Genomic DNA, 19,950 nt, shown 5'->3' with positions numbered 1-19,950 from the left:
GTAAAGATATCCACTCAAAGAATATTTTTTTGAAGTTAAATAATTAAGTTTTTGTTTTTAAACGATTTACAAATTCATTTTTTTATTCAAGATTCTAAAATGCAACATTTTTGCTTGTTTTTGACCAATTTTTTACAGTGTCAAAACGTAAATAATCGCAACTTTGTGAAAAATTTAATAGCATATATTGTATATGTATAAATTTAATTAAAAACCTGTCTAAACTTTTTAAGAGGAAAATTAAAAGTTCCAAGAATTTTTAGCATTTTTGTTTTGCATAACAAAATGAAAATCAAGGAACTTTGAGCAAAGATATAATAAAAAAATGGATTATTTCCCATTTGAGTATTGGAAAAAGAGGATTTAAAACAAAATTTGATTTATCATTAATTTTTCTTCTGATAGTCAAACGATTAAAAACAGGTTGCCAGTGGAGGGAACTTCCGGTAGAAGTGTATTTTAAAGACCAAAAAATAAGCTATCAAACAGTCTATTATTATTTCAATAAATGGAGTAAAGATGGTAGTTTTAAGCGAATTTGGCTTAATTTGTTGCTTGAGAATCGGAGAAAATTAGATTTATCAAGCGTCCAACTTGATGGTAGTCATACTCGATGTCGAATGGGAGGACAATCTGTTGGTTATCAGTTAAGAAAAAAGTCAAAGACCACGAATTCTATCTTTCTGTGTGATAATTTGGGGCAAATTTTAGCAATGGGTAGTCCAAAATCCGGTAATCATCACGATTTGAATAATATAGACTTTATTTTAAAAGAGATTTTGAATCTTTTGGAGGAAGCGAAAATAGAGCATAAAGGCTTGTTTGTCAATGCAGATGCAGGTTTTGATAGCCGAGACTTAAAAAGTTTTTTACAGGAAAAAGAAATAATACCTAATATCAAACAAAATCCCAGAAATGGACAAAATGAAAATATTTATTTTGACGAAGAATTATATAAAAATCGGTTTAAAATAGAGAGAAGTTTTGCGTGGCTTGATGGTTTTAAAGGATTGATTATAAGATATGAAACCCTAAACACAACTTGGATGGCTATGTTGTATCTAGGGATTATACTAACATTTATTCGAAAAGTTTAAACAAGTTTTAAGTGCAAATTTAGGAACAATATAAAACTATATTAATATGCATCATCTAATAATCAAAAAAATGAATCTGATGTTTTTGATGAGCTTCTTTTGTTGCTATGGGATAATTTCCGCACAACAAGTAAATGTACAAGGAGTTGTAAAATCAAAAACGGATAACGAACCGCTTTTGGGCGTGAGTGTTATTGTGAAAAACAGAGTAGGAATAGGTACAACCACCGATTTTGATGGGAATTACCGCCTCACTGCAAACACGAATGATACATTATCGTTCTCTTATGTTGGCTTTAAGACACTTAATGTAGCCGTTAGTGGACGCACACAAATCAATGTCAGCTTGGAAGAAGATATGGTAATGATTGATGAAGTAGTTGCTGTTGGTTATCGTACTGAACGAAAAGCCGACCTAACAGGGGCAGTTTCGGTAGTAAAAGTCGATGAAATGATGACAGCAGCCGAAAACAACCCAATGAAAGCCTTACAAGGGCGTATAGCGGGTATGCAAGTAACCAATGATGGAACGCCTTCAGGAGCTGCTACTATTCGTATTCGTGGTGTTGGGACGCTTAATAACAATGATCCTCTTTATATCATTGATGGGGTGCCTACTAAAGCGGGAATGCACGAACTCAATTCCAATGATATTGAAAGCATTCAGGTACTTCGTGATGCTTCGGCAGCGAGTATTTATGGGTCACGTGCGGCAAATGGGGTTATCATTATCACCACCAAAAAAGGAAAACAAGGAGCAATAAGAGTCGATTTTGACCATTACACCACTATTTCTTCTTTCCAATCGCAGATTGAGACTTTGAACTCTGATGAGTATGCGAGGGTACTTTGGAAAGCCTTTAAAAACAGTGGGCAAGATCCAAACACCAATCCTATTGGTATTATGTATGACGAAGGAATAGATGCTTCGGGGAATGCTGTCTTAAATCGTTTACGTTATCCAAGTGAATTTAAAGATAAAATTGGACGTGTTTTGCTTCCTGCTGATACTGATTGGTTTGATGAAGTTACTAGAACAGGTGTGGCTCATTCTTACAATCTATCAGTTTCAAACGGTACTGAAAAAGGAAATTATTTCTTGTCATTAGGATATTACAAGAACGAAGGATTGGTAAAATATTCAGATTTTTCACGTATTTCAGCACGTATCAATTCCGATTACAAACTTTTAGATGGAGTTGTTACCATTGGTGAGAATTTAACAATCAATCGCACAAGTGAAGTTGGGCAAAATATCATTGAAGGTGCTGTCATTGCCGCTCCATTCATCCCTGTAAGAACTGCTGACGGAACGGGTTGGGGTGGTCCCGTAGGAGGAATGCCCGACCGACAAAATCCAGCACGTGTTATCCACGATGGGCAAAACAATCGTTTCAACTTTTGGAGAACTTTCGGAAATGTTTTTATCAACATACAACCCTTGGATAAACTTAATTTCCGTTCAAGTTTTGGTCTTGATTATGGTAATTATTTCAAACGAGGACTTAATCACTCTTTCATTTCAGGTTTTTTGGAAGAACCAAAGGCACTTACCTTTTCAAGTTTAGAACAAGCACATTGGCTCAAATGGAATTGGTCAAATACCATTACGTATGACTTTGAATTGGGAAGCCATCGTTTTGAAACTCTTGCAGGTATGGAAATGTTCCGTCAGAACGATACTGATTTTTCTGTTCGTGCGTATGATTTTGCAGTCGAAACTCCAGATTATATGTGGCCTAATTTGGGAACAGGAAGAGTAACAGGAACAGGGTTATCGTCCGGATACAGACTATTTTCTTTCTTTGGAAAGGTAAATTATGCCTTTGCTGACCGCTATTTAGCTTCGGTTACACTTCGTCACGATGGTTCTTCACGTTTTCATAAAGACAATCGTTGGGGAACGTTTCCTGCCTTCAATTTAGGTTGGCGTATTTCACAAGAGTCTTTTATGGAAAGCCTACAAAACACAGTTTCTGACCTGAAATTGCGTTTTGGTTGGGGACAAAACGGAAACCAAGAAATTGGGAATTATTCCATCTACAATATTTATGTGCCTTATTATGGCGTAACAGGAGATTACATATGGAATTCTATTTGGAATACCTCCTACGACATCGAAGGTAAAAATTCAGGGCAATTAGCATCGGGCTTTAAACGCGACCGATTGGGTAACAAAGAACTAAAATGGGAAACTACTACACAAACCAACTTTGGACTTGACTTTGCTTTCTTTGACAATTCACTTTATGGTTCTGCTGAATATTATATCAAAAAAACCAAGGATATTTTGGTCGAACCTCCATACGCAGGTATCAAAGGTGAGGGAGCTCATCAATGGGTAAATGGTGCAGCGATGGAAAACAAAGGGTTAGAAATTTCATTGGGTTATCGAAACGAAACAAGCTTCGGACTGAAATATGACCTTAATGCTAATTTCTCAACCAATAAAAACCGTATTACCGAACTTCCTGAATCGGTAGTTAATGCTTATGGTGGAAACGGAAGAGGAGACAATATTTTGGGGCGTCCATTAGGTTCTTTTTACGGCTATGTAGCTGATGGCATTTTTAAATCTCAATCAGAGGTTGATAATCACGCAACACAAGAAGGAAAAGGAGTTGGACGTATTCGTTATCGTGATTTAAACAATGATAACATAATCAACGATGATGACCGCACTTGGATTGGCGACCCACATCCGGACTTTATCTATGGACTCAATATCAATTTAGAATACAAAAATTTTGACTTGACATTCTTCTTGCAAGGAGTTCATAACGTGGATATTGATAGTGCTGTCAAACGCCATACTGATTTTTGGTTCTTCGATACGTACTCTAACAAAGGAAAACGTCTTCTTGATGCTTTCGACCCTGTAACGAATCCAAATTCTGATATTCCAAGTGTTTCAAACCTTAACCCAAATGACGAAGGACGCTTTTCTACTTATTTCGTTGAAAATGGTTCATACCTAAAATTACGTAACATACAATTAGGGTACTCTCTTCCACAAAGTTTATTGGAAAAAGTAAAAATGAGTAAAATGCGCTTTTACGTTAGCGGACAAAATTTATTTACTATTAAAAGCAAAAACTTCTCAGGGAAAGATCCTGAAAACCCGAACTACGGTTATCCGATTCCAATGACATTTACCGTAGGTATCAACGCCTCTTTTTAACTTTAAACATAATTAAAAAAATGAAAAAGATAATATATATAGCTTTTTTAAGCTCCTCCTTTTTAGTAAGTTGCAATTTCCTTGATGAAACTCCACAAGGTATAATGACTGATGAAGAAGTAAAAACACAAGTTGAAGGATTAGTTACAGCTGCTTATTCAGCTTTGGGTAACGACCATTATGATGTGCCTTTTAGCCTTTGGCCATACGGAAATGTACGATCCGATGATGCTTATAAAGGGGGAGGTGACTTAAACGACATTGGTGTATTCCACTTCTATGAAATCTCCCAAAATATTCAACCTACTTTTGGAGAACCTGATAAATTATGGTTTAGTTGTTTTCAAGGGATTTCACGTGCAAACAACGCTTTGAGACTTCTGAAAGAGTCATCGTTTGAAAAGAAAAATGAGCGAATGGGCGAAATGTATTTCATCCGTGGGCATTTTTACTTTATGCTGAAAAGAGTTTTTGGGCATATTCCCTTTGTTGATGAAAATACACCTGACAATGAATATGAAAATACACCTAACACCTTGCCTAACGACGAACAATGGGCGTGGATTGTGAGCGACTTCAAAAAAGCCTACGATTTGCTTCCCGAAAATCAGCCTCAGAAAGGACGTGCTAATAAATATGCCGCTGCAACATATCTTGCCAAAGCCTATTTATACAAAGCTTACAGACAGGACAAAGCAAATAACGTAACTTCCATCAACTCTAACGATTTGGAGGAAGTACTAACTTACACCAATGAGGTAATGACTTCAAGTTATGGACTAGAAGAGGATTTTGCTTTCAATTTCCTTCCTGGTGAATATGAAAATGGAAAAGAATCCATTTTTGCTATCCAATATTCTCACGAAGATGGAACCGCTTACGGAAGACTAAACTGGGGTGATGTACTTTCTACCCCAATGGGATTAGGCTGTTGTGATTTTCATAAACCAAGCCAAAACTTAGTTAATGCTTTCAAAACTTCTAACGGTATTCCACAGTTTGATTCCTATAACAATGTTAATTACAACGCATTAAGTGATAAGGTTGATCCAAGGTTATTTCATACAGTTGCAATTCCTGGACTTCCATATAAGTACAACACAAATCGTATTTATAAGGAAGATTGGAATAGAAACATAAACATTTATGGTGTATATGCTTCACTTAAAGAAAATGTTGACCCTGATTGTCCTTGTTTTAAGAATATTAATCCATTTAGAGGAAATTCTAAAAATCGAATTGTTTTACGTTATGCCGATGTACTGCTGATGCGTGCAGAAGCTTTGATAGAGTTAAACCGCCATAACGATGCACTTGTATTAATCAACCAAGTACGTACACGTGCCAAACAAAGTACATCACTTATCGGATACGCTTCTAATGTAGATATCGAGCCTTACAGTAATAGTAATTGGACAAAAGAATATGCTCAACAAGCCTTACGCTGGGAGCGTCGTTTAGAATTTGCTATGGAAGGTGAGCGTTTCTTTGATTTAGTGCGTTGGGGCATTGCTCACGAAGTACTTAATGCCTACTATATTTCCGAAGCAACCCGACGTCCTGCTATTTATTCAAATGCTCGTTTTACAAAAAACAAAAATGAGTATATTCCTATACCGCAACAACAAATCGGTTTTGTAAAAGGAATTTATAAACAAAATGTAGGATTTTAATAAAACATCTTGCTGAGATACTTATAAACCTTTGTCAGAGATTAAATCTTTGACAAAGGTACTCTTCTTAACTCATTTTTAAGATGATTTGGAGAATAAAATAGTTTCAAGAAGAAGTATTTAGTGATTTTAGAGAGTTACATCTATAAAAAACTTACAAAAGATATGGAATTTTAATCATACACACGAAATTGTTAATGAAAAATATTAGAAATAGTAATTCTCCTCAACAATGATAAATAAACATACAAATATGAAAATAAAAACAGTATTAAGTGGATTGTTAATAACATTGCTAAGTGGCTGTAATTCCACTGGTGATATTAGTATTGACGATTTTGAGTCTGGTAACTTTGATAAATGGAGCATTGAAGGTGATGCTTTTGGTGAAAAACCTATTGAAGGAAGTTATAAAGGACAACAACCTGTAAGTAATTTTCAAGGAAAATTCCTTGCCAATAGTTTTCAAGGTGGTGATGATACGCGTGGGGTACTTACCTCAAAAGAATTTACTATTGAACGCGATTACATAAACTTCCTTATCGGAGGAGGAAAAAATGAAGACACTTATGTTGAACTTATTATCAACGGAAATAGTGTGTATCGTTCGCGTTCATTTGTAGAAAGCGAGGCATTGCAATGGCTCACTTGGGATGTAAAAGCCTATCATAACCAAAAAGCAATTATTCGCATTGTGGATAATCAGCGAGGTGGTTGGGGGCATATTCTCGTTGACCAAATTGAACAAGGAAATAAAGCTAAAAGTGTTTTTATGAACAATTATAAACTATCCTTTGATGCTAATCAAAAATATATCCTTTTACCAATTGAAAAAGAAGCTCCCGAAGTAGCTATTCAGCTCTCAGTTGATGGTAAAAATGTTGGAGAACAAATGAACGTTCGCTTAGCACAAACTCACATAAATTATTGGTTTCCTATACATATTGATGCTTACAAAAGTAAAAAACTAGAACTTGCTTTCGCTCCAATAAAAACTACGGACATTTGGTATCAACAAATAAAACAATCGGATACATTTGAGTACAATTACGACGAAACATATCGCCCAATATATCATTTTTCGCCACCTTATGGCTGGATGAACGATCCTAATGGAATGGTTTACAAAGATGGAGAGTATCACCTATTTTATCAATATAACCCATACGGGACGCGTTGGGGTAATATGCACTGGGGACACGCAGTGAGTAAAAACCTTCGTAAGTGGGAACATTTGCCTGTTGCTTTGTTTCCTGATGCTCTTGGGACAATATTTTCAGGAAGTGCCGTTATTGATAAAAACAATACAGGAGGTTTTGGTAAAGATGCCTTAATTGCCATTTATACTTCAGCAGGGAAAAACCAAACACAATCTATTGCATATAGCCTTGACAATGGACGAACCTTCACTACTTACGACCAAAATCCTGTATTGACGGACTCAAATATTGTTGATTTCCGTGATCCAAAAGTATTTTGGCACGATGCATCTGCACAATGGATAATGTCACTGGCTACCTCACAAACCATTACTTTTTATGGCTCTAAAAACCTAAAAGAATGGAACAAGTTGAGTGAATTTGGAAAAGGCATCGGCTCACACGGGGGCGTATGGGAATGTCCCGATTTATTCCCTTTAACCTATAACGGAAAAACCAAGTGGGTACTTTTTGTAAGCATTAACCCTGGAGGACCAAATGGAGGAAGTGCTACACAATATTTCATTGGGGATTTCAACGGAAAAACCTTTACACCCGATGCAATGAACTACCCACTTTGGCTTGACTACGGACGAGATAATTATGCAGGTGTTACTTGGAGTGATATTCCCGCTACGGATGGTCGTCGTCTCTTTATCGGGTGGATGAATAATTGGGATTATGCTAACAATACGCCTACGGAAAATTTTTGTAGCACAATGACACTTCCGAGAGAGTTGAAATTGGCTCACAATGGCGAACATTTGGTAGTAAGTAGTATCCCTGTGAAAGAACTTAATGAATTACGTAGAGAAAATCAAAGATTTGACAATCAGAAAATTGAAAAGAGTTACACTTTTGGTAAATTACTCAAAGACAATGTAGGAGCCTACGAAATGGAATTTGTTATAAAACCACAAGGAGCAACTGCTTTTGAATTCAAATTGTTCAATCAAAATAACGAACAAATGCGTTTTATTTTCGATTTGAAAAATAAAACCTTGGCGGTTGACCGTTCTAAAAGTGGTAAACTTGATTTCACTGATAACTTTGCTCAAGCTCTTATTAATGCTCCACTTCCAACAAAAAATAGCTATAAAATTCGCCTATTTGTTGATAAAAATTCTATCGAAATTTTCGTAAATGACGGAGAAGTGGTGCAAACCAACACGATGTTCCCTACGGCAGCATATAATTCCTTATCATTTGATAATGAGCAAGGCATAATAAGTGTTGAAAATATAAATGTTTATAATCTAAAATAACAAAAAGATGACAAAGAAATCTATTTTAGGCAGTTTATTGCCTGTTATGTTAGCTTTTTTCTGTATGGGGTTTGTTGACCTTGTGGGAGCAGCTACCAATTATGTGAAGGATGATTTTAATTTAAGTGATACGGTTGCCAACACGCTTCCTTCTATTGTATTCTTTTGGTTTTTGCTATTTTCTGTACCCACGGGCGTACTGATGGGCAAAATTGGGCGTCGTAAAACCGTAATTTTGAGTTTGATAGTTACCGCCATTTCGTTGGTAATTCCGTTTCTTCATTATTCATATATTTCGATGCTTATTTCATTTTCACTTTTAGGAATTGGAAATACATTGATGCAGGTAGCTATCAATCCGCTACTATCAAGCATTGTAAAAGGCGACAAATTAGCGAGTTCGCTCACTTTTGGTCAATTTATTAAAGCGATAGCCTCATTTGTTGCTCCTATTATAATGGCTCGTACAGCATTGGCTTATGACAATTGGAAAATATTGTTCCCAATCTTTACTATTATTTCAGTAATTGCTATTGTTTGGCTCGGGTTTACTTCCATAGAAGAAGAGAAACAAGAGGGTAAGAGTGCTTCGTTTGCTGAGTGTTTTTCATTATTGGGCAACAAGTTCATTTTCCTTTGTTTCTTAGGAATAATGTGCCACGTGGGGATTGATGTTGGCGTGAATGTTACCGCTCCGAAATTACTTATGGAGCGTGTAGGTGTAAGTTTAGAAGATGCCACTTATGCTACGAGTGTTTATTTTCTGTTTCGTACGATAGGTGCTTTCAGTGGAGCGTTTATTTTATCATTCTTTTCGCCTAAGAAATTTTTTACTATTGGCGTAATTTGTATGATAGCCGCAATAGTAGGATTTTTTATATTTGACACAAAAACGGCTCTTTATGTAGCAGTTGCATTGGTTGGTTTTGGTAATTCGAATATTTTTCCCATTATCTTTTCACAAGCGATGTATGCTCTACCCAATAAAAAGAATGAAGTTTCAGGTCTGATGATTATGGGACTTTTCGGCGGAACGATATTTCCATTCTTTATGGGGCTTGCTACTGATGCGGTTAAATCACAAACGGGAGCATTAATAGTACTTAGCATTGGTGTGGCTTATTTAATCTTAATGACACTAAATTTAAAAGGAAAAACGACATAATATATTCAAAAAGTGTCGTTCCCTTGCAAACAAAAAGTATAAAAAAATTAATTATATCCAAAAGGCTATTTTCTCAAGAAAAATTGTTCCTTTTGTAAGAAGTATCAAATTATCAACATATTAAAAAGAAAAACAAATGAAAAATATAGTTGTAGGTTTGGGAGAAATCCTTTGGGATGTATTTCCTGAACGAAAAATATTAGGTGGAGCACCTGCTAATTTTGCGTATCACGCATCACAATTTGGTTTTGAAGGCTATGTTGTGAGTGCCGTAGGTTCTGATGTATTGGGGCACGAAATTCTACGAAGTTTAAAGCGTAAAGAATTGAATGCACTTGTAGAAACCGTTAATTTCCCAACAGGTACGGTGCAAGTAACCCTCAGCGGGGCAGGTATTCCGCAGTATGAAATTTGTGAAAATGTAGCTTGGGACAATATTCCCTTTACTACCGAAACCGAGAATTTAGCAAAAAAAACACAAGTTGTTTGTTTTGGCTCACTGGCACAGCGAAGCGAAGTTTCTCGGCAAACTATCCACAAATTTATTCAAGCTATGCCTTCCGATAGTCTTAAAATCTTTGATATTAATTTGCGATTGAACTATTACACGAAAGAAATCATTGACGAGTCGCTCAAACTCTCTAATATGATGAAGCTCAATGATGAAGAAGTGGTGAAAATAGCGAATCTATTCGATTGGCAAGGTACAGAGGAAGAAATTTGTAAGCGATTATTGCAAGAGTATAGTTTGAGAATCGTGATTTTAACTAAAGGCACACAAGGAAGTTACGTTTTCGCGGCTGATAAGATCAGTTTTGTACCATCGCCCAAAGTACACGTGGCTGACACGGTAGGTGCAGGCGATTCATTTACAGCGGCTTTTGTGGCAGCCTACCTCAATAGGCAATCCGTTGAAGAAGCACAACAATTGGCTACCGAAGTCGCTGCCTATGTATGTCAACAACACGGAGCAATGCCTAAACTTGCTGATGCGTTCATAGAGCTTTTTAGAAACAGAGCTTAGAACTTTAAAAATTAAAATTAATCTGTAAAAAAGGCGTGTTTTTCGAAATGAAAAACACACCTTTTTTAATTTGATTATAGATGTAAGATGATTTTGTCAATTTATAAATAGTTTGTATCTTCGCATCGTTGAGTTACAACGTAAAACAAATAAAATCAATAAAATTGGCTCCGTTACTAAATCGTTACCTCATAAACTTTGAAAAATAAGTAACACACTGATAATAAATATATTGTAAAATTAGTTGGATTTCCTTAGATGAAAAGAACCAAAAATCAAGGCTTTGGATATTTGTCTAAAAATCAAACTCATATCGCTAAAATTTTCCAAACTTGCTTCCTTCGGTCGCTTCGAACAATGGAAAATTTCTACGCTTTATTCGTTGATTTTCTTAACGCCAAATCTCCAATGCCGATGAAAAGCGGTCAAAATGCTGAAAAATCAGTGTTTAACCATTAAAAAATATATGCAATTAAGAACTAAACTCAAAATAGTAATTCCAAATAATTTTTGGAGCTTCGACTCCGCTCAGCAAGACAAACTCCGTGTCAGTCTGAGCGAAGTCGAAGACTTTTATCTTTGTAATTTTAAATTTAAAATTGTGTAAGTGTCTTCGTTACTTCTTCGTTGTTTCTTCGTTCATTTATGATGATTTTTTTGTAGAAATCAATCACACTTCGATTTCGCTCAGTGTGACAAACCATAATTCAAATTTTCTGTGATAACCAATAAGCACTTTGACTTCGCTCAGTATGACATTGTAAAATCGAAAGTCAATTACTTTAAGACTTGTGTTTTTTCTGTTACATTAGCAGGAATATCGGAAGCTTGAATGATTATTTTATCCCCTGAAAGGTCGGAATTTTGGGTAGTGGCGGTATAAATCCAATCGATGCCTTGTAAAACGGCTTCGCCCTCCTCAACCAACGAACCATCTGCATTTTGGATAATTACCTTTACGGAAACAACCTTAAAATCGTCTGTGGCTCGAATAACAATCGTTTCTCCTGCATTGCCTTTGTAGTTTGAGACATTGATACTTTCGATTTTAGGCGCATTGAGCAGGTCGGCCACGGCTACGTTATAGGCTTTTTTGCCTGTGGTTTCGTAAAGTGCCTTTTGATTGTCGTCTGCAAGGACAGCCTTTCCGTAGAGTACCGCCTGTTGGAACTTGGCTTGTTGCTGTTTTTGTTTTTCGGAATCTTCTCCTTTGCGTTTTTTGGGAGCTTTGGAAACAATGGTTTTCCCGTTTCGTTGCGAGAAAACTAAAATATCTCCCACTTTTCCACTTAATCCGTGGGTTACGATGTTGTTCTTTGATTGTGCCATTTTTTTATGATTTCAAATAATTACTTTTTCTTGGTTTTTTTGTTGAAATCCAAGCAGAGATTAAGCCAAAAAGCAAAATCTTTTGCTGATTTGTAGCCTATTTCTTCCACATAGCAGTAGCCTTTCAAATCCTTATTTTTCATTATGCAAGGTAAATAACCCTGCCTTTCGGTAAGCCCTTCGGTATATTGGGGGTCGAAACGACACATCAAACGGTCATCACTAACATTAATACACATCTTTTCGTTTACCAAAAATGCTAACCCCCCAAACATTTTCTTCTCTTCAACCTCAATTTCAGGAATTTTTGCTAAAAATTCACGCACCCGATTGGCTAAAGCTTCATTGTAAGCCATTTTTATACTATATCGATTATCATTAAAGCCTGTTTTCTACTTATGAAAATAGATTTTCAGCTCTTTCAAAAGTCCGTTTTCTGCTTTCCATATCTCGGCAACATTACCATTTTGTATAGTTCCGTTGGGCAAAATCCAATCGTAATTTGCCAACACAAAGGCATTATCTCCTTCTATTATCGTTTGGATTACTCGCATTGTTTGGTAGCTTTTACAAAAATTTCTGTACATTTCTATATAAGCCTGTTTTCCCAAAAGAGGCTCTCCGTCGTTCATTATAAAAACAAAATCTTCGTCTAAAGTTTGTTCCCAGTTTGCTTTCTGTGCAAACCCCTTGTAATAAGTTGCTAAAAGTTCTTTCATTTTATTCTGATTTTTGGGGCAAAAGTAGTGTCTTTAAAATAAAAAAATGTTGCCATAAGGCAACATTTTCAACTTATAGTGAAACTTCCTTTCTAATCCGACTTAAGGAAGTATGTGTAATTCCTAAGTAACTAGCAATTTGCCTTAAAGGTACATTCTGAATCACTTGCGGTTTATCTTTTAGAAATTGTAGATAACGCTCTTTTGCAGGAAGTGTAATCATTTCAAGCGAGCGTTTTTTTATTTGAAATAACTTTTGGGTCATAAAGAGTCGCCCCCACTCAGCATAGCCCGGAAGAGAATGATACAATTTCTGAAACTCCTTAAAATCAATCTTCCAAGCTATACAATCGGTTAAAGCGACAATACTTTCAGCACTTGGTAGATGGTTGAATAACGATAGTTCTTGCACTATAATTTCATTTTTGCAAAAGAAATCTGTCGTAATTTTATTTCCTTTGTAATCATATACAAAACTTTGAACAATACCACTTTCCAAAATCATATAATCTCGAGCCGTTTGCCCTTCTCGTAAGATATATTCTCCTTTTTTGATTTCAATCCTATAATGAGCCTGTGTAATCTTTTTAAGGTCATTTCCAAAAATCAATGGATGTGCATATATTTTAGAAAAATCAAGAGTGTTTGACATTATCAACATTTTTCCACAAAAGTACAATGTTTTTCAAAATACAATTAAAATTATTTACAAAACGCTCTAATTATAGAGCTTTTTTTGATATCTTTTTACTGCGTATATTTTAAGTTAATCCGTGGGTTACGATGTTGTTCTTTGATTGTGCCATAATTGTAATACTTTAGAATTATTGAAAGTCATTGAGTTTTTTCATTGCTTCAACAAGTGAATCGTGTATGTAAGTCATATCCGAATCAGGTTCTAATGCCCATACAGCATCGGTTTCTTCGGTGTTTTCTTCTGAAATCCAATCGGATTCGTCATATTCCGACAACTCAAAAAGCCACCATAAATTGCCTTGCGGGTCGATGAAGCGAGCTAATTTCCCTCCATAAAAATCGGTAGGCTGGGTAACAATAGTGGCTCCGAGTGATTCGGCGGTTGCGAGTTTTCTATCTATATCATTCACATAGACTTGCAATAGAGAGGGCGTATGTTTCCAACCTTCTTTTCGGTCGAAAATAATAATCGTAGTATCGCCAATGGTTATACTACTGTTGAAAATCTTTCCGTCGGATTGGCTGATTGCCAAAGCGTTTTTATCTTCTTGAGCATCAAAAACTTTCTCCAAAAACGAAATTAAAGCACGGGTATCTTGTGTGGAAATGAGGGCGTTTACAGTGTGGCTTCCTTTCGGTACATTTACTTTTTCAGTCATTTTTATGTAAATTTAAATTAGAGGCAAAGCTACCCCGAATTTGTGTGCTGAAATTGTACCGAAACGACATTTTAGATTTTCCGGAATAATTGCAAAGGCGAAAGGTTCGTAAACTCCTTGAAATTTCGATTGAAATGCGCCTGATCGTAGTAGCCGAATCGGTAGGCGATTTCGGTGAGGTTTTCTTTATTTTTAGTATGTTGTAAATATCGAAATACTTGTTCAAATCGTTTGATTTTGATATATTTCCGCAAGGAAAAACCAGTAAACTCCTTAAAATTTCGCTCAAATTGCCGTTGAGAAAGGCAAATATCTTTAGTAGAAATATCGGGACTTAGGAAATTGGTTTTTGATAACCATTTTTCGACAGATTGATATTTCATAGGCAAATCCGTTGCTTTTTGCATCAAAAAGTTTGAAAAAAGGCTTACAGCTTCAGTCAATGTTTTGGAGTTGAGCATTTTTTCTGTAAGTAGTTTGCCCTCATAACTGAACAAATCCTGCAAAGAGATGCGTTGTCCACTCAATGCAGTTGCAGGGATATTGTGAGTCAACAGAAAAACAGATGGACGCACCCGAACTCCAAAAAGTTTGGCTTTGGGAAAAACAGCCTCATAATTATCAAATACAATTTTTTGACCGAAAATCATTCCGCTTTCGGATAATTCTTCCCGGTTTTGAGTGTTTTTCACTGTCCCTTCACAAAAGAAAACCAAATCGGTAAGCGTGGACGCAGGCGAAACATACCGAAAATATTCGTCGGTCTCCGCCACCCAAAAATACTCTATATATTTCCGTAAAAATGCGTTGGGGTTAATGATTTGGTATTTTGAAGTCGCCATCAAAGATGCTTTTGGGCAAAGTTAGAAATTATTTAATTACAAATTATGGATTATAAATTGCGCATTTTCGGGATTGTTTATTTCGTTTATTGGGTTTGGTCTGTACGATTCCAATAGATGATTGTGGCAATATATCCCGTGATGCTTGTCAGCAGTAAAATGGCGTAGCTCAAATTATTGAGTGATAATTTGTATTGGATTGCCACACCGCTGTAAAGTCCAGGTACTGCCCACGGAAAATAAGTCCCGTAACCTGTTGCAGCAATTATTTGTGAAAAGACTAACGTTAGTATAACAAAACCCAACGGAGCCAGATAGCCTTTACCCCAAAGTGCAAAAAAAGCAATTGGAGCACTCACTAAAATAGCTAAAAAAGTGGTAACAAAGTAATTGATTAGCACTTGTACCAATGTGTTTGTACTTGCCGGCGGAAGTTGCAAAAGCATACCGAAAACAAAGGCAAGTAACAAATTGGACAGGACGAGCAATAGACACCAAAAAAAACAAACCATAAATTTTGCGTTTAAAATGGTTGTTCGCGAGGTGGGGAGTGCCAATAAATCTTTTGCCGTTTTATCCGAATATTCACGACCAAAAATCCAACCGATTACAAATCCGAACAGCAAAACCCCGCCAATACCTACGGCTTGCGTAAGAATACCGATATACGATTCCCAATTTGCTTGAAGATTCATCGCTTCGGCTTTGACAATCAAGGCACTTGCTTTTGCCGACATATCGCCGTTTTGCATAACAAAAATAAAAACAGCTCCCATAACGGGTGCTATTCCAAATGCAATGAACGTAGCCCAAAGGATTTTTGCGCGTTTTACTTTTATCAATTCTGCTTCAATGGCTTGTATGAGTTGTTTCATTATTTGTGATTGTTAATGGTTCGTAGGAAAAACATTTCCAAATCTTCCGTAAATAAAAAGATTTGTTTTGGGGGAAGTCCGCATTCCGTCAGTAGTTTTGAAATGTGTTCGGGATGCGCAACGGCTTGCGGACTTGAAATTTCTATTTCGTCAGTATTGGTTTGTACAGCCGAATAATTTGAGTTTTGCAGGCAATGAAGTGCTTTTTGATTATCGGTTGTTTGTACTAAAATTTTTTTGATGATTTGGTTTGATAATTCGGTTGTTGTCAGTTCTTTAATAAGTTTTCCTTCGTGAATAATGCCGATGCGATGAGCAAGTTTCGAGATTTCGCCCAGTATGTGGCTGGAAAGAAAAATGGTAGAACCTTTTTGGGCAAGCTCAATTAAGAGGTTGCGCACTTGCACAATGCCTTCGGGGTCTAATCCGTTAATTGGTTCGTCTAAAATTAATAGTTTTGGTTCGTGTATCAGTGCTTTGGCAAGTCCTAACCGCTGTTGATTTCCGAGTGATAATGCTTGGGCAGGGGTGTTTTTGTATTTTGTGAGTTTTAATTTTTCGATAATATTTTCGATGGCGTTTTTGTCGGTCAAATGACGCAATTTGCCTATCACTTTTAAATTTTCGTAAACCGACAGATTGGGATACGAATAGGGCGTTTCAACTAAATAACCAATGTCGTTCCAGTTTTGAGATTTCGAAGTTATTGGTTTTCCGAAAAGCGAAATCGTTCCGCTATCGGGTTTAATCATTCCCAACAACATACGGATTAGGGTGGTTTTGCCGGCACCGTTAAGCCCCAGAAAACCATAAATTTCACCTTGTTTGACGTGAATGGAAATATTGTTTACCGCAAGGGTTGCCCCAAAGCGTTTGCTCAGTGAGTTGGTTTGTATAACTTCCATCGTGCTTGTTGTTTTTTTATATGATAGATACACTATAATTTGTGTGTTTTTTTGTAATGGATACGCAATAAATTGCGTATTTACGTAACGATGTTCTCCAAAAAACGCAACTACATTTCCGAAAAAACATAGCTACGTTTTTGAGAAAACATAACTATGTTTTTGAGAAAACCTAACTATTCTTTTTGGAATTCCAACGTATCGAGCATTTTTTTGAGGTCTTTGCCGGGTGTGAAAAGCACTTTGGCGCCTCTGATGCTTGCTGTGGTAACTTCTTTTTCGGAGGTTTTACCGTCGCTACTGATACTCACGCGCAGGCTCCCGAGTTCGCCCAAACGAACCGCATTGCCGTCGGCTAACGAACTCTGCATCACATCGACCAAAGCGTACAGAACGGCACGAATGTCGGCACCGCTTACCGTACTTATCTTTTCGATTTCTTTGGTGAGGTCAACCAATGTTTTTTCGCCCGAAATAGTGTTGGTGGCATAATACTTTTTGTCGCCTCCGCCGCTTACGCCAGGCTGTACCCGCTGAATTACTTTATACTTTATAGGCATAACAATAAAAATTTTAAATGAAACGATTTGTTTTAAAACTGCTACAAAGGTAACGTTTTTTTTATGACTTTGTTGTTTTGTTATATTATTTTGTTCATTTGTGTTTGTATCGTTGATTTTTAGTTTTACAATTTTATTGATTATGAAGTAAATAATTTTTCTTTTTCCGTATCTTCCTCAAATACAAGCCTACCTCTAAATAAATCATCAACAGAGTGAACCCAAATTTTGTGTCCACTCCATTGATAATCATATCTTTTTGAATTCTGAATTTCTTACAAATTCTCCTTAAAAAACGTTTCCAATTTATCAAACGGAATCACTCCTGCCTGATTGTCGTAAAAGTCGGTGTGCTTGGCGTTGGGAACAATAAACAACTCCTTGTTTTTGCTTCCTACGGATTGGTAGGCATCTTCGCTCATATAGCGGGAATGGGCGTTTTCTCCCGCAACGATAAGGGTCGGGACATCTATTTCGTGAGCATACGACAGCAATGGAAAATTTAGAAACGAAAGCAGTGTAGTGGCTGTCCAAACCTGATTGGAAACCGAACGCTCGTGGAAACCTCTCGGAGTTTTATAAAACTCGATATAATCGTTCAGGAACTGAGGAACTTTATCGGAAGGAGCGTCTGGCATCGGATAGCCAGGAGCAGGCATTCCCGTTTCGGCATCCGTCCAACGAAGCGCATTGAGCGAACGCTTCATTTCTAGACGCATTTCGGGTGTGTTACTGTCGAAATATCCTTTGCTAAAGACGCGAGACATATCGTACATTACCATCGTCGCCACCGCCTTTATTCGCGTGTCGATAGCCGTAGCGTTCAGGGCAAATCCGCCCCAACCGCAGATGCCAATAAGCCCTATTTTTTCTCTGTCCACAAAGGGTTGAAGCCCCAAGCAATCGACCGCAGCCGAAAAGTCTTCGGTATTGATGTCGGGTGAGGCTACATTGCGAGGTTCGCCACCGCTTTCGCCTGTATAAGAAGGGTCAAAAGCCAAGGTTACAAAACCTCTTTCCGCCATCATCTGGGCGTAAAATCCGGAGGCTTGCTCCTTTACCGCTCCGAATCCACCGCAAACGGCAAGAGCTGCAAGTTTCGTGTTCTCGCTGTTTTTCGGAAAGTACAAATCGCCGACAAGAACTATGCCGTAGCGATTTCTGAACGTTACTTTTTTATGTTCTACTTTATCACTTTTCGGGAAAATTTTGTCCCAACAATTATCGCATATGGATGTTTTTTTGTTTGTGTTCATATTGCTGAAATTTTAGTTTTATAATTAATTCATTTAAAATCATTTAATTCTTTCTTTTTCGTATTTTTCTCAAATACAATCCGATACACAGATGTATCAATAATGGAACTGCCCCAAATGTTGGCGAAATGAGTAGCGTTTTGTCGGGTGGAATTGTTGCGAATCCTTCGGAAATTAGCGGATTGAGAGCGTCTTCCATCGTGTGCATCAAAATGACCACCCACAGTGAACGCGAAAGGAAAAAGACTTCAGTGTACATAATCGTCCAAACACCGACTACCACAAAGCCATAAACAAAAAGCCAAAGTCCGCCATAAGGGAAAAATTGAGACAGATAGCCGTCTTCCAGAAACACCAGATAATAAGGGGCGTGCCAAGTCTGCCAAACCAACGCTACCACCAGATAAATCAACCATTCATTTTTGGTAAGTTGCTCCATTTTTAGGGTGAGATAGCCTCGCCAAACCGATTCTTCAAAGATGTTTTTGATAAATTCGGGTAGAAAAGCGGTTGCCAATATCGGTAAATAGGCTGTAAAACTAAACTTGCCCACATCTGCCCAGCCCAACATTTGCCCTATGCAAAGCGTTATACCGATAACCACCGGATAAACTGCAAAGGCAAATAAATACCAACGAGCGTTTTGCTTGAAATTTGGTTTCAGAGGAATGTCTTTCCAGCCATCTCCTCCGAAAAGGCGAAGCAAAAGCATACACAAAAGTGGTGTGGCGATAAAAATCAATGCTCCGAGCGATTCCAAATTCGAGGGCTGACCAAGCAACTTGTCCACCCCAACGCCCACCCAACCGCAAATGATAGCCACCAAGCTGAATAAGGCAACATTTCTGAAAGTTTTTGATTTGGTGTTCATATTGTTAAAGGTTTAAATTATTTTTCGAATGAAATTTCATTTTAGACATAGAAATGATATTATTTTAAAATATCCAAAATTTTCTCCTCATCATAGACAAACATTCCAACTGCGACCAGTGAAGCTATACCGTGAGCCAACATCCACGATTTAGCGATAATGTTCTTTACGCCTTCGTCGGATAATTGTCGGTATTCTTCTGAGTTTTTCATTATGTCCACTACTTGCTGACTTTCCGGAAAAATATCTGTAAGTTTTATATTCATAATATTATCCATATAGAAAGCCTTAAATAAAGCAGGTTCTGTATGAGCCATTTGCACATACCCCAATCCTAAATCAAGGAAAGAGTTTCCTGTTTTTGAATAGCCCAACATTGTGTTTTGTAAGTGAATAAGAGCTTTTTGGCAGACTTCGGCTTTGAGGTCGTCCATATTTTTGTATGTCCAATAAATGGGCTGTGTTGAACAACCGATTTTTTTGGCAATGTTTCGGGCAGAAAGCACCCCAAACCCTTCTTTTCGAACCATTTCAAAGGCATTTTCAATGATAATTTCTTTCGTTATTGTCGTTGTTTTAGGCATAATATTATTTTATAACATACATTATGTAACTATTGTTATATTTTATTACA

General features: G+C 36.9%; 19 protein-coding genes. 7 read left to right on the top strand and 12 right to left on the bottom strand.

What is annotated here, in order from left to right:
• Positions 1-302: 302 nt before the first annotated feature.
• From CGC58_RS10150 to CGC58_RS10120, 7 genes are all read left to right on the top strand, one after another.
• Complete coding sequence (locus tag CGC58_RS10150; protein ID WP_095895812.1) at positions 303-1,097, top strand: IS5 family transposase; 795 nt, start codon at positions 303-305, stop codon at positions 1,095-1,097.
• 88 nt (positions 1,098-1,185) lie between these two features.
• Positions 1,186-4,278, top strand: coding sequence for a SusC/RagA family TonB-linked outer membrane protein (locus CGC58_RS10145; protein ID WP_394336614.1), 3,093 nt, complete (start codon positions 1,186-1,188; stop codon positions 4,276-4,278).
• A gap of 20 nt (positions 4,279-4,298) precedes the next feature.
• Positions 4,299-5,951 (top strand): RagB/SusD family nutrient uptake outer membrane protein, encoded by a 1,653-nt coding sequence (locus tag CGC58_RS10140; RefSeq protein ID WP_095896596.1) that lies wholly within the window; start codon positions 4,299-4,301, stop codon positions 5,949-5,951.
• Positions 5,952-6,204: 253 nt separating this feature from the next.
• Complete coding sequence (locus CGC58_RS10135; protein ID WP_095896595.1) at positions 6,205-8,415, top strand: GH32 C-terminal domain-containing protein; 2,211 nt, start codon at positions 6,205-6,207, stop codon at positions 8,413-8,415.
• A gap of 7 nt (positions 8,416-8,422) precedes the next feature.
• Positions 8,423-9,580 (top strand): MFS transporter, encoded by a 1,158-nt coding sequence (locus tag CGC58_RS10130; RefSeq protein WP_262482463.1) that lies wholly within the window; start codon positions 8,423-8,425, stop codon positions 9,578-9,580.
• A gap of 136 nt (positions 9,581-9,716) precedes the next feature.
• A complete protein-coding gene (locus tag CGC58_RS10125) occupies positions 9,717-10,604 on the top strand; it encodes a carbohydrate kinase family protein (protein WP_095896594.1) in 888 nt (295 codons plus the stop codon).
• A gap of 258 nt (positions 10,605-10,862) precedes the next feature.
• Positions 10,863-11,063 carry a hypothetical protein gene (locus CGC58_RS10120; RefSeq protein WP_095896593.1) on the top strand — a complete coding sequence of 67 codons (201 nt, stop codon included), beginning with the start codon at positions 10,863-10,865 and terminating at the stop codon, positions 11,061-11,063.
• Positions 11,064-11,381: 318 nt separating this feature from the next.
• On the opposite strand, the gene CGC58_RS10115 is transcribed toward CGC58_RS10120, so the two are convergent.
• The 12 genes from CGC58_RS10115 to CGC58_RS10060 all read right to left on the bottom strand — a co-directional run bounded on the left by CGC58_RS10115 (position 11,382) and on the right by CGC58_RS10060 (position 19,900).
• Positions 11,382-11,933, bottom strand: a complete 552-nt coding sequence (locus CGC58_RS10115) for a hypothetical protein (protein ID WP_095896592.1) — start codon at positions 11,931-11,933, stop codon at positions 11,382-11,384.
• A 20-nt stretch (positions 11,934-11,953) separates the two neighbouring features.
• Positions 11,954-12,289 carry a TfoX/Sxy family protein gene (locus tag CGC58_RS10110; RefSeq protein ID WP_018279832.1) on the bottom strand — a complete coding sequence of 112 codons (336 nt, stop codon included), beginning with the start codon at positions 12,287-12,289 and terminating at the stop codon, positions 11,954-11,956.
• Positions 12,290-12,325: 36 nt separating this feature from the next.
• On the bottom strand, positions 12,326-12,652 hold the full coding sequence (locus CGC58_RS10105) for a nuclear transport factor 2 family protein (RefSeq protein WP_018279831.1): 327 nt from the start codon (positions 12,650-12,652) through the stop codon (positions 12,326-12,328).
• 73 nt (positions 12,653-12,725) lie between these two features.
• A complete protein-coding gene (locus CGC58_RS10100) occupies positions 12,726-13,304 on the bottom strand; it encodes a Crp/Fnr family transcriptional regulator (RefSeq protein WP_018279830.1) in 579 nt (192 codons plus the stop codon).
• Between the two features lie 172 nt (positions 13,305-13,476).
• Entirely contained in the window at positions 13,477-14,007 is a 531-nt protein-coding gene (locus tag CGC58_RS10095; RefSeq protein ID WP_095896591.1) for a VOC family protein, read from the bottom strand.
• A gap of 71 nt (positions 14,008-14,078) precedes the next feature.
• Positions 14,079-14,849, bottom strand: coding sequence for a helix-turn-helix domain-containing protein (locus CGC58_RS10090; protein WP_095896590.1), 771 nt, complete (start codon positions 14,847-14,849; stop codon positions 14,079-14,081).
• Positions 14,850-14,935: 86 nt separating this feature from the next.
• The gene (locus CGC58_RS10085; protein ID WP_095896589.1) at positions 14,936-15,724 is read right to left on the bottom strand and encodes an ABC transporter permease; all 789 of its coding nucleotides are present in this window, start codon (positions 15,722-15,724) and stop codon (positions 14,936-14,938) included.
• Entirely contained in the window at positions 15,724-16,629 is a 906-nt protein-coding gene (locus CGC58_RS10080; protein ID WP_095896588.1) for an ABC transporter ATP-binding protein, read from the bottom strand. The genes CGC58_RS10085 and CGC58_RS10080 overlap by 1 nt, the downstream gene beginning before the upstream one ends.
• A 176-nt stretch (positions 16,630-16,805) precedes the next feature.
• Positions 16,806-17,189 carry an HU family DNA-binding protein gene (locus CGC58_RS10075; protein ID WP_095896587.1) on the bottom strand — a complete coding sequence of 128 codons (384 nt, stop codon included), beginning with the start codon at positions 17,187-17,189 and terminating at the stop codon, positions 16,806-16,808.
• Positions 17,190-17,464: 275 nt separating this feature from the next.
• Complete coding sequence (locus CGC58_RS10070) at positions 17,465-18,445, bottom strand: alpha/beta hydrolase (protein ID WP_095896586.1); 981 nt, start codon at positions 18,443-18,445, stop codon at positions 17,465-17,467.
• A 43-nt stretch (positions 18,446-18,488) separates the two neighbouring features.
• On the bottom strand, positions 18,489-19,316 hold the full coding sequence (locus tag CGC58_RS10065; protein WP_095896585.1) for a CPBP family glutamic-type intramembrane protease: 828 nt from the start codon (positions 19,314-19,316) through the stop codon (positions 18,489-18,491).
• 59 nt (positions 19,317-19,375) lie between these two features.
• Positions 19,376-19,900 (bottom strand): TetR/AcrR family transcriptional regulator, encoded by a 525-nt coding sequence (locus CGC58_RS10060; RefSeq protein WP_095896584.1) that lies wholly within the window; start codon positions 19,898-19,900, stop codon positions 19,376-19,378.
• Between the last annotated feature and the right edge of the window lie 50 nt (positions 19,901-19,950).

This window comes from Capnocytophaga stomatis (genome assembly GCF_002302635.1).
Taxonomy (GTDB): domain Bacteria; phylum Bacteroidota; class Bacteroidia; order Flavobacteriales; family Flavobacteriaceae; genus Capnocytophaga; species Capnocytophaga stomatis.
The sequence above is the reverse complement of the archived record's forward strand: the minus strand, read 5'-3'. Positions and strand labels throughout refer to the sequence as shown.

Excerpts from the sequence above, each read along its gene's own strand:
- CGC58_RS10135 (WP_095896595.1), top strand. The coding sequence starts at position 6,205 with ATGAAAATAAAAACAGTATTAAGTGGATTGTTAATAACATTGCTAAGT.
- CGC58_RS10090 (WP_095896590.1), bottom strand. The coding sequence starts at position 14,849 with ATGGCGACTTCAAAATACCAAATCATTAACCCCAACGCATTTTTACGG.
- CGC58_RS10100 (WP_018279830.1), bottom strand. The coding sequence starts at position 13,304 with ATGTCAAACACTCTTGATTTTTCTAAAATATATGCACATCCATTGATT.
- CGC58_RS10095 (WP_095896591.1), bottom strand. The coding sequence starts at position 14,007 with ATGACTGAAAAAGTAAATGTACCGAAAGGAAGCCACACTGTAAACGCC.
- CGC58_RS10110 (WP_018279832.1), bottom strand. The coding sequence starts at position 12,289 with ATGGCTTACAATGAAGCTTTAGCCAATCGGGTGCGTGAATTTTTAGCA.
- CGC58_RS10075 (WP_095896587.1), bottom strand. The coding sequence starts at position 17,189 with ATGCCTATAAAGTATAAAGTAATTCAGCGGGTACAGCCTGGCGTAAGC.
- CGC58_RS10125 (WP_095896594.1), top strand. The coding sequence starts at position 9,717 with ATGAAAAATATAGTTGTAGGTTTGGGAGAAATCCTTTGGGATGTATTT.
- CGC58_RS10140 (WP_095896596.1), top strand. The coding sequence starts at position 4,299 with ATGAAAAAGATAATATATATAGCTTTTTTAAGCTCCTCCTTTTTAGTA.
- CGC58_RS10060 (WP_095896584.1), bottom strand. The coding sequence starts at position 19,900 with ATGCCTAAAACAACGACAATAACGAAAGAAATTATCATTGAAAATGCC.
- CGC58_RS10115 (WP_095896592.1), bottom strand. The coding sequence starts at position 11,933 with ATGGCACAATCAAAGAACAACATCGTAACCCACGGATTAAGTGGAAAA.
- CGC58_RS10105 (WP_018279831.1), bottom strand. The coding sequence starts at position 12,652 with ATGAAAGAACTTTTAGCAACTTATTACAAGGGGTTTGCACAGAAAGCA.
- CGC58_RS10085 (WP_095896589.1), bottom strand. The coding sequence starts at position 15,724 with ATGAAACAACTCATACAAGCCATTGAAGCAGAATTGATAAAAGTAAAA.
- CGC58_RS10130 (WP_262482463.1), top strand. The coding sequence starts at position 8,423 with ATGACAAAGAAATCTATTTTAGGCAGTTTATTGCCTGTTATGTTAGCT.
- CGC58_RS10080 (WP_095896588.1), bottom strand. The coding sequence starts at position 16,629 with ATGGAAGTTATACAAACCAACTCACTGAGCAAACGCTTTGGGGCAACC.
- CGC58_RS10070 (WP_095896586.1), bottom strand. The coding sequence starts at position 18,445 with ATGAACACAAACAAAAAAACATCCATATGCGATAATTGTTGGGACAAA.
- CGC58_RS10145 (WP_394336614.1), top strand. The coding sequence starts at position 1,186 with ATGAGCTTCTTTTGTTGCTATGGGATAATTTCCGCACAACAAGTAAAT.
- CGC58_RS10065 (WP_095896585.1), bottom strand. The coding sequence starts at position 19,316 with ATGAACACCAAATCAAAAACTTTCAGAAATGTTGCCTTATTCAGCTTG.
- CGC58_RS10120 (WP_095896593.1), top strand. The coding sequence starts at position 10,863 with ATGAAAAGAACCAAAAATCAAGGCTTTGGATATTTGTCTAAAAATCAA.